Here is a 12,794-nt window from a genome sequence, read left to right as displayed (position 1 = left end):
CTCGCGTTGGTGGGCCACAGTGAATTCGGTTCTGGACGCCCCGAAAAGGGAAAGTCTCTTTATGGACTCGCCGGAACTGGGAGTGAGGGCCGGTAGCTCAGTCCGGCAGAGCGTCTGGCTTTTAACCAGACGGTCGCGTGTTCGAATCGCGCCCGGCCCGTTGTTGCACTGCGAGCATGTGGGGGAGCGAAACGACAACCGCGAGCAGTAGCCTCAGTATCGCTGTGCGGTTGCCGATCCGATCGCGATATCGACCACCGCGCCGCCCGACGTGTCGCCGGCCTCGTCCTCGCCACGGTATTTCGCGTTGATCCGACGGGAGACCTCGCGTACCCGTTCGGGGTTCTCAACGACCTCGGCGGTGCCGAGCAGCGAGACCGACCACTCCACGTCCGGTCCATCGGCCTGCTCGATCGAGACAGCAACCCGGGAGTTCCGCCTGACGTTTCCGAGTTTCTTCCCGCCGGTCAGTACGTGGAGGTGCCCGTCGTGGTAGTCGTACCAGACCGGTGTGACGTGCGGGCGCCCGTCCACGGCGGTCGCGAGGTGTGCGGACAGGGACGCGTCGGCGATCAGCGATTCGATCTCGGGATCCATACCCCTCGGAGGAGTGCAGACGAGATAACCAGTGTGCGACCGTCATGCACGTAGATTGACTGAAGTACGAGGAGGTCGTAGGTGGTCTCGGAGGGGAGTGGTGGGATGAAGGGAATCAGGTCCGGGGTAGAACGGGTTCACGAGCGGCCGCTCTCGCGGATGGGGCGACGACGGTTCGTCAAAACGCTCGTGGCCGCGGGGTTCAGCGTCGCGAGCGCGAGTCACCTCTCGGCGAGCCACTTCGAGGCGGTGGGCGAGGACGAAGTCCCGATCGTCTACGCCTACGCGCGCGAGGATCCCGACGATCCGGCCTCGATCGCGCCGCGGGTCAGGAGCGTCGCCGCCGAGTGGTACAACGACCTGCAGGCGGCGCTGTCGAGCTACGAGACGCTCGATCCGGGCGCCATCGACGGGCTGATCGACGTCTCGGTCGTCCCCGGCGACGGTAACGACCGGACAAAAATCTCGGTCGACGTCGCCCACGAGGGCGTCGTCTCGACGGTCGACGACCTGCTCGAGGATACACCGGTCGAGGGGTCGGTCATCGAGGCGACCGCGGAGGCCGAGCATGAGGACCTCGAACCGGCGCGGCAGTTCGACATCGATAGTGGCCTTGAAGTGCCCGGTGGGGTCGCCTGTGGGGATTCGGAGGGGCTCGCGACGCTCGCGCCCGCCGTCTACGACCCCGAGACGAGGACGCGATACTTCGCGACCGCCGATCACCTCTACGCCGGCAGCGAGAGCACCGAACTCGCGCTCGTGTCCGCCGACGGGCGCGTCCCGATCGGTCAGGTCGCCCGCCACTACCCCCGAGAGGACCTCGCGTTGATCGAACCGACCGACGAGTTCAGGCCGGCCCACGCGCTCGACGGGGACGAATCCCGGCTGGTTGCCGGTCAGTTCACCCGTATGGGGCTCGCCGACCTCAAAGCCCGCAGCGCAGAGATCCACAAGATCAGCGCCATGAGCGGCCATACCACGGGAACGATTCAGGCCATCGACGGAATTACCTGCATCTACGGCGACCCCTGCAAACGCGGCCAGCTCAAATGGGGCACCCAGTCGGACTTCACCGATGGGGACAGCGGCTCGGTCTCGTACGCTCCTGATCCCGAGAACCCAGAACAGGTGCTCGTCTGCGGGCTGAACAACGCCCGGACATGGTGGCCCGGCGAGGACTACATCTGGGGGACCGCCGCCTACGTCTTCGAAGAGGAGTACGGCTATACCTTCTAACGGACCTTTTTCATCGTCGGGTTCGCGCGAAGTGCGAACCACTCTCTGCTCACGGCGGCGAAGCCGCCGTTCGCATGGTCCGCGGGAGCTTCGCTCCCGCGCTACTCGAAAAATCTCTTCCAAAAAACCGCGAGCGCCAACGGCGCTCACGGTCCGCACGAGGTTGGCGACGATAGACGATGTTCAAGATCAGTTCCCGACTCGACCCCGGAGACGCGCCAGCCCACCCCCGTAGACGAGCCAGTACGAGATCGGGATCGCGAGAATCACCACCGCGATGGTGACCAGGAGTTGAGTTAACGGGTCTGGGGGAAGCAGCATCGTACCGACCGAAAACCCGACGCCGACTAGTAGAACGTTCATCACGAGAAACCGAGTCCAGCGGTCCTGATCCACAGATCACACAGTAATAAAAGAGAAATAAATACTGCGGCCGAACCGGCGAGCGGCGAGTCTACTCCTGAGTCGGGCTGTAGTTCGGCGCTTCGTCGGTGATGACGACGTCATGGGCGTGCCCCTCGGCTTGGCCCGCCGAGGAGACACGTACGAACTCCGAGCGCTCCTTGAACTCGGGGACGGTCCCCGCGCCGACATAGCCCATCCCGCTTTTCATTCCACCGGTAAGCTGGTGGAGCTCGCTTTCGAGACTCCCCTTGTAGGGTGTCGCGGCCTCGACCCCTTCGGGAACGTACTCGTCGCCGTCGTCGGGGTCGTCCTTGAGATAGCGGTCGCCACCGCCCGAGCGCATCGCTCCCACGGAGCCCATTCCTCTATACTGCTTGTAGCGCTTGCCGTTCATCGTGACCACGCGTCCGGGCGCTTCATCGGTCCCGGCGAAATACGAGCCGAGCATCACGGCGTCCGCGCCGGCGGCGATGGCCTTGATCGCGTCGCCCGAGTAGCGAATGCCGCCGTCGGCGATCACAGGGACGTCGTGCTGTGTGGCGACGTCGGCGACCTGCGCTACGGCGGTGATCTGGGGCATGCCCGAGCCCGAAACCACCCGCGTGGTACAGATCGAACCGGGGCCGATCCCGACTTTGAGCCCGTCGGCGAAGTCGACGATCGCTTCTGCGGCCTCGCGCGTGCCGACGTTGCCGACGACGACGTCGGCCTCGACGTTCTCGGTGATCGCCCGCGCGCTGTCGATGACGTTCAGGTTGTGGGCGTGTGCACAGTCGATGAAGAGGACGTCCGCACCGGCCTCGTCTGCGGCGACCGCCCGCTCGTCGTCGAACGGGCCGACGGCGACGCCGACACGGAGGCGGTCTTCGGCGTCGTGGATTGCGTCGCCGTACTCCCGGCGCTGGAGGATCCCCTGCATGGTGACCAGCCCCAGCAGGCGGTCGTTCCCGTCGACGACGGGGACGCGCTCGATCTTGTGCTCGTACATGAGTTCGAGCGCCGCGCGCGCGGAGACATCCTCAGGGGCGGTGATGACCTCGTCGGTCATCGCCTCCCGGACCGCGTCGCGCTCGCCGACCTCGAGATACGGTCGGATGTCGGTCCCCGAGATGATCCCCAAGACCCGCTCGTCCTCGTCGATGACGGGTGCGCCCGAGACGCCCTCTCGCTCCATCATCGCGTCGACGTCCCTCACTGTTTGCTCGGGACTCGCGGTGACGACGTCGCGGATGATGAGTTCATCGGCGCGTTTGACGCGCTCGATCGCCGCGACCATCTCCTCTACGTTCATGTTTCGGTGTAGCACGCCAAGCCCGCCCTGACGGGCCATCTCGATCGCCAGATCGCTCTCGGTGACGGTGTCCATCGCCGCCGAGAGGACGGGCACGTTGAGCGTGACGTTGGTCGACACTCTGGTAGAGAGGTCGGCGTCGTCGGGTTCGACGCGGCTCTCCTTGGGCCTGAGCAGTACGTCGTCGAACGTCAGCGCTTCCGGTACGTCGAGTTTGTCGAGGAAAGCGGTACTCGCCATATAAACCGTCTGCAACGCCACCCCAAAAGGGTTGCGAGAGGGGGACCGTGTGCGGAACGCTGTCGTGACTACCCCATCGGTGTGTGACGGGGCGCCACACAGCCGATATAGTGGACGTTTGATCGAGAACGTACGCTGATGGTCGGACGTGTGTACTGCAGAGTGGCGACATCCCCCACACAACGCTTATGAATGTTCATCATTGTTATAGGACGTATGGACGCTATCAACGCGACCGGATGGGATGTGAGTCGACAGCGAACCGACTTCGACAGCACATTCATCGGGTTCGCGACGATGATAGGGTTCAAACGGTCCTTCTCGCGATCGGGCGCCGTGAGCCGGGGATCAGGCGAGTCGTTACGCTATCGTCATGAGTAGCTCCCAGCACCCGGTTGCACTCAGGCTGGAACGGGCCCTCGGCCTACAGAAGGCCGTCTCGGGTCCGGCGAAGCTGCTCGCGATCGTGATGTTCCTCCCGTTGATCGACGGGATCTTTCCGGCGCTGATCCTGGCGGGTGGGATCGACACCGTCGCCGGAATTCTGCAGGTCGGCCTGCTGGTCTTCGGCGGGAGCGCCGTTCTCGCGGTCATCCTCGCGGAGATGGACGGCTCCCCGGGAGAACAGGCGAAGGTCGTTTTGCTCGTCGCGGCGGGGCTGGTTCCACTTGCGGCGCTCGAAGCCGCCCTCGCGCCGACGATCGCGAGCGTGATCGATCTGGCGATCTTCGAGCGCTTCGCCGCGCTCGTGATCGCCGCCATCGCCGCCAAGACCGCGAGCGCCCGGATCGGCGAGTACCTCCCGTCGCCGGCCGTGATCGTCGGTTTGGGGTTCGTCGCGAGCGTCGATCCGACCGGGTTCGAGGTCGTCCTCCTGCCCGATCCCGAACTGGTGCTCCGGTCGGTCGCCGCCGCGGGCGTCGGCGTCACGTTCGCGCTCTCCGTGGCGTTGGGGAGTCCGTGGCTGCGCCGTAACCTCGACATCGACTCGTTCCGGTTCGGGAGCGCGGTCGCGCTGGGCGTCCTCCCGCTGGCGCTGTTGGGGGTCGTCTTCGAGCAGGCACCGCTAGTGGTGCTGATCGTCGCGGGCGTGCTCGCGTTCGACCCCGACGACGGGATCGGCGGTCCAGCCGGGAGTGCCACTGCGGACGGCGGGAAGAACGACGAGCGGGACAGACCCGAGCGGCGCTACGGGACCGACCGCGAGCGCGAACCCTGGCTGTAGCGCGGTGTTTTTGTGCTACGCGGCACTCTTCGAGCTATGAGCCAGAACCGCGTGGTCGAAGGCCGGATGGTCAACGCCGTGCGACTCGCCGAACTCATCGAGGGAGAGCGCCCGATGGAGGCCACAGAGATCGAGGACGCAGAGCGTGACTGCCCGGAGTGTGGCGGCGACGTCCTGCAGGTGGGCTACATGCCGAGCGTCAGCGAGTTCGTCACCGGTTTCAAATGCCAAGACTGCGAGTGGAGCGAGACGGATCGGGAGTAATCGAAACCCCTTTAGGTGATTCTCGTCCTATCGATGAGTGCGGGGTCGTGGCCAAGCCCGGAATGGCGACTGACTCCAGAGGTATACACCGTGGTACGCCGCGGTGTACGCGTTCGGTGACGACACTCCAGACTGATATACAGAGCGGCCGACTGATCATCGCGCCGCGTTGACGACCCTCTGGAGTACCGAGACGCGACCGGAGATATCAGTCGATCGGGGGTTCAAATCCCTCCGACCCCATACTTTCGTTTCGAGTGCTTCCACGAGAGGGGAGTGTTCGTCGTAGCGGATCCGAACGGTGAGAGGGGCAGTAATCAGGTCGGACACGGGACGATGAAAACGGGTCGGTGACCGACCGCATCGATAGATCGTGTCGTCCTTAGTCGGAACGCGCTTTGTCGAGGCGGATCTCGACGGTCGCTCCCTCAGTTTCATCCGTGTCGACCCGGATATCGCCGTCGTAGCTCTTGATGACGTTATCGGCGAAAAAGAGGCTGATCCCGCTTCCGTGATGGAGTTGGTCCCGTTCCTCCCGTCCGAAGATCAGGTCCTCTTCGCCCTCACGAATCCCCGGGCCGTTGTCGCGAACACGCACGATCACGTCCTCCTCGCGTTCTTCGACCTCGATATCGACGACCGGTGCCGATGCGTCGTTGTGAACCACGCTATTCTCGAGTACGACGGTGAACACGGTCGCGAGCAGGTCGTCCGCGACGACTCGAACCGCGGGAAACGCCTCGAATCTGAACTCCGCCCCGTCGAACGTCTCGATCGCTTCGACGACCGCCTCGTGGAGCACGTAATCAAGGCGGACGAGGTGATTTTCGGCCTCATAACTCCCTTCGAGGAGTTCCCCGAGGTTGTGTGCACGCTCGCTCTTTCCGATGAGCCGGGTCAGTGCCCCGTTGACCTGGTCGAGATAGGCGGCCGTCTCGTCGTCGTCGATCCGTGACTGGGCGTTCTGGAGGTTGCCGTAGGCGACGTTCAACTCGTTTCGCAGGTCGTGGCGCAGCAGTCGGTTGAGCACCTCGGCGGTGTTCTCGTAGCGACGTTGTTTGGTTGTGTCGATGAAGATCGCCACGTAGCCACGCGTCTCCCCGTCGAGTACCAGCGGGGCGACCGATCCGCGGCCGAACACCCCGTTGCCGTCTTTCGTCCGGAGTTCGAAATCCCCGCTCCAGACCGTACCCTCGAGGACCGTCTCGACGATCTCGGCGTAGATCTCCTCATCGCCCGCGATGAGCGTCGCCGAACTGCCGAGGAGTTCGTCGGACTCGTAGCCCGTAAACGACAGTCCCGCCTCGTTGACGTCCCTGATCAGGAGGTCGGTATCGGTGATCAACGCCGGAGCGTCGATGCTCCGAAACGCCTCCTCGTACACGCCGAGGTCGAGGTCGCTCACGATCTATCACCCCCCGAGCGGAGGTCGAACAACTCGTCGTAGTACTCGGTAACTAGGTCGATCGCCGCCTCGATGTCGGCCGCCGCATCGCTGTGTGTCCACTCGTCGTGGATCCGAACCCCGTCGACGAACTGCTGACCCAGCCGATCGACGGCGCGTTCCGGGGGGTCATCGACCAGTGCCCGGAGCTTGAGTTCGTGGGCGTCGTGTGCGACCCGTTCCCATTCCGGATCGCACTGGCCGTGTAACACCCAGAATCGCGTCTGTCGAGAAGCGTATCGGTCGTCGATACCCGCCTTCCGACAGGTCTCCCGGAGGGACGTTTCGACGTGCTCCCACCGAACGTCCTCGATGGGATTCCTCCCGTAACATACCTCCGGATCGCTCACCAGCGCGTCTCGGAGGTCGTCCTCGGGTCCCTCGGGCCTCTCGCGTAGCTTCGCCCAGTTCTCGATCTCGTCCTGAACGAAAAGCGCGTGCATGAACGCCTCTCCCGCTTCCCGGACCCGGAACCGATCGAGGTGTGGAAACTCCATCTCGTAGGTGGTTGCCATGCAGTCGAGTGCCTTCTGTCTGGCGGCAGTAGCCCCGCCCACGTTTGCAGAGAGGAGGTGGCGTTCGCGTTCGTCCTGAAAGTAGTAGGCTTCGAGCAGCGTCGCGGCGGTCAGACGCGCGTTCGCCGATCCATCCGCCCTCCGAGTAGTTCCCATGACCAAACTGTTCGCATATGCTTTATTATACAATGTAAAAAGTATATAGATTTATATGTTATTAGTATAATGGCAATTCATCAAGGGAAGGTGACGCCATCGGTCGAGACGGTCCCACCGCGCCACTCGCCGTCCTCGAGGTTGTGCGTCCCGTCGGGGTAGCCGAAGGCGCGCCACAGTTCCGAGAGCGCCGGTTCGAGGTCCGCGAGGACGTCGACGTGGTCTCGCTCGTCGATCGACGTCGTCGTCACCCGGGTGGCGTAGCGCTCGAACCCGAGCGGGGGCGCGGGCGAGAGCGAGTCCTCGTCATAATCGAGCCGTGCGTCGGCAGCGTCTAGGACCGAGATCCAGACCGAAGCCGTCGCCGAGAAACCCATCGTCGAGAGATGGGCCAGCGTTTCGCGGACGGCGATTGCAACCGAGGCGTCGAGCCCCGGGGAGTCGGGACCCACTGACGAGCGCAACAGCAGTTCGTCACCGTCCGCCTCGAACAGCCGCGTCGTCGCCGACTCGTAGAGGCCGTCGCTTCGGATCAGTCCGTATCCTCCGTAGTCGACCTCGGCGCTCCGATCGTACGCGATCTTCAGGGTCTCGCGGGCGTCGACCGCGGGCGCGTCAGTGGCCGCGAGAACGCTCGGGTCGGGGACCTCCGAGGAGGCCCATCGGCGTTCCGTCGAGAAGATCCCGTTGGGGACGACGTGAAGCGCCACCGTCGGGCCCGAATCGAGTTCGGTCGCCTCTCCGCTGCGCGCTTGGATCACATCGAGCCGTTCGTCGCGCAGTTCCTCGAGGGTGGTCAGATGGTCCGTGTCGAACCCGAGGTTGATGTCGAGGTGGTGTTTCGCCAGCCCCGGCGCGGTGTTGTAGAGCTCGCCGATGAGGTCTTGGCGGTGATAGAGCCGGAGCCGCCAGCCGTACTCCTTTCTGATCTCGTCTTCCATATCGAACTCCTGGAGGCCGGTCACGTCCTGATTGGTGAGGAAGACGAACAGGCCGTACTCGGTGTCGCGCTCCCGTTCGAGCCGCTTGACCTTCCTCGCCGAGGAACGGAGCGCCTCCCGCCAGTCGGGCGCGACGCTCGCACAGGCGATCCCGGGTCGAGAGCGCATCCAGATCCGGGCGCTCCACTCCCCGGTGTGGGCGCGAAACTCCTTGGTTCGATAGCCCCGCGAGCGCAAAAAGGCCGCTGCCAAGTTCACGAACGTCGCCCCATCGGCCACTTCGAGCGCGTATTCGAGTTCCTTCATACACACCCTATGGCGGTCCGACAGTTAACGTGGTGGGAGCGCTGTGAACGCGTCGCTCGTCGGGATGGGTCGAATAAAACGGGTCCTCGGAATCGACCGCTCGGAGTCGCCCGGACGCGGCGGAATACTGCGTCGTCGCTACTCCGAATCGACGGTGAGGACGATATCGAACTCCTCGTCCGCGGGGGCGTCGTCGGGCATGACGTAGCCCGTCGCGAAGGCGGAGGCGACGGTGCCGCCCATCGCCTCGACGTCGGCGCCCAGCACGGCCTCCTCGCGCTCGCCGGCCGGGTAGATGCACAGCCGGTACTCCCCGGCGGGCACCTCGGCGTAGGCCGCGTCGCCGAACTCGACGCCCTCGAAGATGGCGTCGCCGGTCTCAGCGACCACGACGTCGACGGCGGGCGCGTCGGGCGAGGTGTGGACCGCGCGCACGCGGGCCGTGTCGTCGCCCGGATCGCTGTTGTCGTCCTCGAAGACCGCGAGTTCGAGGGGTTGGTTCTCGTCTGCGACCTCGCCGATGGCCGCGACCGTCAGGTCGGCGGCGGGCACGTCGAGGTCCGCCTCGAGGACCGCGGCGTCCGTGCCCTCGCCTGCGGGTGCCACCTTCACGTTGTAGGTGCCCGCCGGCAGTTCGAGGTAGTCGCTGACGGCCTTGAACGGCACGTCCTCGAGCACTGCCTCGTCGTCGACGAAGACGTCGACGTTCGGGGCGTCGGGCGAGAGGTGAGCCACCCGAACGTTGGCGGTCTCCCCGTCGTCGCCCATCGAATCGCTGCTCTCCATTCCGTCGTCGCTGCCGTTGCCGTGGTTGTCCGCGCTCGCGAAGCCGCCCGCGAGGCCGACGACGGCTACGCCGCCCCCGAGTTGTACGAATCGTCGTCGTGAAATACCGGATCGTTGTGCCATTGTATAACTCCGACTACTGGTAGGGCAGGAAGTAGGATGAACATGATACCCGACTAGTCAGGTAATCCTCGCTCGAAGAACTCTCCGAGCAGTTTTCGGTGGGCCGCACGGAGGTGTTGGTGGAACGTCGAGCGGGTGATCCCCATCGAGGCGGCGATCTCGGCCCCCGAGATCCGACGATCGGGGTCGAAGTAGCCGCTCACGTAGGCCTTCCTGAGCGAGAGCAACTGCTTGTCGGTGAGTTCCTCCTCGACCGACAGGCGGTACTCGTCGTCGGTCTGGGGCGGTCGGTCGTACTTCCGTGAGACGACGAGCGTCGCGGTGGGACAGGAGTCCGTGATCAGGTCGACGACCGAGCGCGGACTCACGCCTCCGGGCACGACGACCCCGAGGCGCCCCTGACCGTTTTCGGCCCGTATCGATCGGATCCGGACGCCCCTATTTGCCAGTTTCGTGACCAACGAGAGGCCCGTCAGGCGGAACTCAAGGAGCCCGGACGTCCCGTTCGAGGTCAGGACGGTCGTGTCCGTGATCGCCTCGTAGTCCGCCGCCAGTTCGGGCAGCGTTTCCGGTTCGATGCCCTCGCCGGTGAAAAAGAGGAGCGGATCGATGTCGTGGGCCACCCCCTCGTAGAGGAGCCGACAGTCCGCGCGTGCCGACAGCGAGACGACGAACAGGTCCTCGGTCCCGAGGTCGAACTCCAGTTCGGTGACTCCGTCGGCCGCGAGGATCCGCCGGCTCTCGAGCGTGTTGCAGGCGTTGGCGATGGCCCGCCCGATCGACGCCAATACCACGCGTTCGCGGTCGTCGAACGCGTCGGCCTGCGTGGCGTAGACCACCAACACCCCGTAGATCGTTTCCCCCGAGATCAGCGGAATCGCGGCCATCGCCCGGGTGTCTCGGTTTCCAACCGTTCCGTGCCACGACCCCCCCTCGATCTCGGGGACGAACTGCGCGCGTCCGGTCGTGAGCGCACGCCCGACCGGGTCCGCCCCGCCATCGACCGGAAGGGTGGTCTCCCCGAGGTCGAGCGGGCCCGCCCACGTCTCGGGAACGACCTCGTTCCTCGTCGGCACGCGTTCGCCGATCCACGCGGCGGCGTAGGCCTCTTCTGTCGCCAGTCGGTCACAGACCGCCCGTTCGACCTCCTCACGGGTGGTCGCCCGAACGAGGGTCCGGGTGATGTCCTCCAAGAGACCTTCGATCCGTTCGAGTACCTGTTCGAGTTTTCCGCGCTGGCGTTCGACCTCCTCGATGCGGCGCTTGACCTCGTGTTCGGCGCGCTTTCTCGCCGTGATATCGGTCTGGAAGCCGACGAAGTGCGTGACGTCCTCGGCGGTGTCGTGGATCGGGGCGATGTCGACCTGGTTCCAGAACTCCGTGCCGTCCTTGCGGTAGTTCCGCAGTTCGACCGAGACGGGTTCCTCGTTTGCGATAGCTTCACGCATCGCCGCGACCGGTTCCTCGGCCGTGTTTTCCCCTTGGAGGAATCGGCAGTTGGTGCCAAGCGCCTCCTCCTTCGGATAGCCCGTCAGCCGCTCGAAGGCGTCGTTGACGTAGATCAGCGGCGTGTCAGCCCGGGAGGCGTCGGCGATCGTGATCCCGATCGGCGCCTCGTCGATCGCCCGGACGATCAGTCGGTCGTCGGTCATGGGCCCGATGGGGCCCACCCCGCCAAATATCCCGTCGATCCTCCGTCGGGAAACGCGGTAGCCGGTGCGGTCGACGAACGGCCACGGTGATGGGCGGAAGACCGATATCGAATTATTTATCATATTAGGATAACGATAGGAGAATGCGCTGGTGTGAGCCAGCGTGGACTAACGAAGGTGGATGGGGACGAACCCGCTCGTCCCTTCTTCTATTCCCGGCTTCGATCGAGACAGCCGAAACGGAGCGTTCGTCACCGAGACACCTCCGGTGATCGTACGTGCGGCCGTCAGCCCCCAGAGGTGCCGGGCCGATCCGTCTTCTTCCACGGTATCGTATAGCGGTGCATATCACGCGGCGAATCGCCGGTAGTGTCCCAGTTTCGGAGGATACCGTCGTACTCGCCGTCGTGAGCCTCGACGTACTTCTCGATCGCGCGTTTCGATCGCCCGTTGCCATCAGCGTGCGTTACCGCGACGAGTTCCAGATCCAACCGATCGAACGCCAATTCGATCAGGGCGCTCGCCCGTTCGCTGGAGTTCCCTCGGCCCCAGAACCGCTTTCGGAGCCACAGGCCCAGCGTGCCCGTCCGACGCTCCCAGTCGACGGTCAACCCGGTTGCGCCAGCGATCTCGCCCTCGGATTCGCCTCCTCGGGGTCGAACGACGTACTGGACCCCCCGAGAGGAGGTGTACTGCGACTCGACGTCCTCGAGGAAGTCGATCGTTTCCTTCGGCGTCGAATGCGGCTCCCACGGGAGGTGTTCGGTCACCTCCTCGATGCCGGGATCGGACGAGCAGATCCGGTAGAAATCGAGCGGATCGACCGACTCATGGAGGGGTTCGAGGGCGAGGTGCTCGGTTTCGATGCGGTCGGGGAACAGCGACGACATACCCCATTCGCTCGCTACGGCGTGAAAAACCTACGGGCGAACCCGCCAGCGGAGAAGGACCCCCGCGTCGATCCGCTCGACCGATTCGAGCGAGAGGTCGGGGAACCCATCGACGAACCCCTCGCCGTCGGCCAGCGTCGGGGCCTCCCGGCCCCCGATGACCAGGGGGCCGACGAAGACCGAGAGTTTGTCGACCAGTCCGGCCTCGAACAGCGAGAAGATCAGTTCGCCCCCGCCCTCGACCATCAACCGCTCGATTTCACGTGATTCGAGTTCCGAGAGTGCTTCGGGGAGGGCGACGCGCTCCTCGCCGGCGACGATGACCTCCGCGCCCGTCTCTCGGAGCGCCTTGATCCGGTCAGTGGGTGCCGCCTCGCTGACGAGTAGATAGGTGGTTGCGGCGTCGTCGACGATCCGTGCATCCGAGGGCGTGCGTGCCCGCGAGTCCGCGACGACCCGCGCGGGGTGTGATGGGTCGCCGCGTTCCTCTCGGGCTACACTGGTGGACTCGTTGACCGTGAGATGTGGGTCGTCGGCCAGTACGGTTCCGATCCCGACCATGACGGCGTCGCTGTCGGCTCTGAGGGAATCGACCCGATCGAAGTCGGCGGGACCACTGATCGCGATCTGTTCGCGTCGGCGACTCGAGAGCTTCCCGTCGGCGCTGGTCGCGGCGTTGACGAGGACGTGCATACCGGCTCTACGCGGGGTAGCGAAAACCAC

13 protein-coding genes and 2 tRNA genes are annotated in these 12,794 nt (G+C 64.8%); 5 read left to right on the top strand and 10 right to left on the bottom strand.

Annotated elements, in window-relative coordinates:
• The first annotated feature begins 86 nt into the window (after positions 1-86).
• A tRNA-Lys gene (locus tag HAPAU_RS09915) sits at positions 87-160 on the top strand.
• 53 nt (positions 161-213) lie between these two features.
• Here the strand turns inward: HAPAU_RS09915 and HAPAU_RS09910 are convergent.
• Positions 214-597 carry a pyridoxamine 5'-phosphate oxidase family protein gene (locus tag HAPAU_RS09910; RefSeq protein ID WP_066382166.1) on the bottom strand — a complete coding sequence of 128 codons (384 nt, stop codon included), beginning with the start codon at positions 595-597 and terminating at the stop codon, positions 214-216.
• Positions 598-678: 81 nt separating this feature from the next.
• Here HAPAU_RS09910 and HAPAU_RS09905 point away from each other — a divergent pair, with 81 nt between their 5' ends.
• A complete protein-coding gene (locus tag HAPAU_RS09905) occupies positions 679-1,833 on the top strand; it encodes a hypothetical protein (protein ID WP_245634070.1) in 1,155 nt (384 codons plus the stop codon).
• Positions 1,834-2,022: 189 nt separating this feature from the next.
• Here the strand turns inward: HAPAU_RS09905 and HAPAU_RS20915 are convergent, their stop codons facing one another.
• Both HAPAU_RS20915 and guaB read right to left on the bottom strand, forming a co-directional pair.
• Entirely contained in the window at positions 2,023-2,229 is a 207-nt protein-coding gene (locus HAPAU_RS20915; RefSeq protein WP_157078447.1) for a DUF7534 family protein, read from the bottom strand.
• A gap of 58 nt (positions 2,230-2,287) precedes the next feature.
• The gene (gene guaB / locus HAPAU_RS09900; RefSeq protein WP_066382164.1) at positions 2,288-3,769 is read right to left on the bottom strand and encodes an IMP dehydrogenase; all 1,482 of its coding nucleotides are present in this window, start codon (positions 3,767-3,769) and stop codon (positions 2,288-2,290) included.
• 373 nt (positions 3,770-4,142) lie between these two features.
• Between guaB and HAPAU_RS09895 the strand changes: the two genes are divergently transcribed.
• The 3 genes from HAPAU_RS09895 (at position 4,143) to HAPAU_RS09885 (ending at position 5,501) form a co-directional block, all read left to right on the top strand.
• Entirely contained in the window at positions 4,143-4,994 is an 852-nt protein-coding gene (locus HAPAU_RS09895) for a DUF5794 domain-containing protein (RefSeq protein WP_066382163.1), read from the top strand.
• 36 nt (positions 4,995-5,030) lie between these two features.
• Entirely contained in the window at positions 5,031-5,258 is a 228-nt protein-coding gene (locus tag HAPAU_RS09890) for a DUF5795 family protein (protein WP_066382161.1), read from the top strand.
• A 41-nt stretch (positions 5,259-5,299) separates the two neighbouring features.
• Positions 5,300-5,501 (top strand) — tRNA-Trp (locus HAPAU_RS09885).
• Between the two features lie 139 nt (positions 5,502-5,640).
• Here HAPAU_RS09885 and HAPAU_RS09880 read toward each other — a convergent pair.
• The 7 genes from HAPAU_RS09880 to HAPAU_RS09850 form a co-directional block, all read right to left on the bottom strand.
• Positions 5,641-6,663, bottom strand: coding sequence for a sensor histidine kinase (locus tag HAPAU_RS09880; RefSeq protein ID WP_066382159.1), 1,023 nt, complete (start codon positions 6,661-6,663; stop codon positions 5,641-5,643).
• On the bottom strand, positions 6,660-7,373 hold the full coding sequence (locus HAPAU_RS09875) for a hypothetical protein (RefSeq protein ID WP_066382157.1): 714 nt from the start codon (positions 7,371-7,373) through the stop codon (positions 6,660-6,662). Before HAPAU_RS09875 ends, HAPAU_RS09880 begins: the two co-directional genes overlap by 4 nt.
• 80 nt (positions 7,374-7,453) lie before the next feature.
• On the bottom strand, positions 7,454-8,620 hold the full coding sequence (locus HAPAU_RS09870) for a hypothetical protein (RefSeq protein ID WP_066382155.1): 1,167 nt from the start codon (positions 8,618-8,620) through the stop codon (positions 7,454-7,456).
• 138 nt (positions 8,621-8,758) lie between these two features.
• Positions 8,759-9,529, bottom strand: coding sequence for a DUF4397 domain-containing protein (locus HAPAU_RS09865; RefSeq protein WP_066382154.1), 771 nt, complete (start codon positions 9,527-9,529; stop codon positions 8,759-8,761).
• A gap of 53 nt (positions 9,530-9,582) precedes the next feature.
• Positions 9,583-11,181, bottom strand: a complete 1,599-nt coding sequence (locus HAPAU_RS09860) for a bacterio-opsin activator domain-containing protein (RefSeq protein ID WP_066382150.1) — start codon at positions 11,179-11,181, stop codon at positions 9,583-9,585.
• Positions 11,182-11,468: 287 nt separating this feature from the next.
• Positions 11,469-12,071, bottom strand: coding sequence for a GNAT family N-acetyltransferase (locus HAPAU_RS09855; RefSeq protein ID WP_368085884.1), 603 nt, complete (start codon positions 12,069-12,071; stop codon positions 11,469-11,471).
• A gap of 30 nt (positions 12,072-12,101) precedes the next feature.
• Positions 12,102-12,764, bottom strand: a complete 663-nt coding sequence (locus tag HAPAU_RS09850; protein WP_066382148.1) for a 2,5-diamino-6-(ribosylamino)-4(3H)-pyrimidinone 5'-phosphate reductase — start codon at positions 12,762-12,764, stop codon at positions 12,102-12,104.
• Between the last annotated feature and the right edge of the window lie 30 nt (positions 12,765-12,794).

The organism is Halalkalicoccus paucihalophilus (assembly GCF_001593955.1).
GTDB lineage: Archaea > Halobacteriota > Halobacteria > Halobacteriales > Halalkalicoccaceae > Halalkalicoccus > Halalkalicoccus paucihalophilus.
Note: the sequence above shows the minus strand (reverse complement) of the source record. Positions and strands in the feature narration are given on the sequence as shown.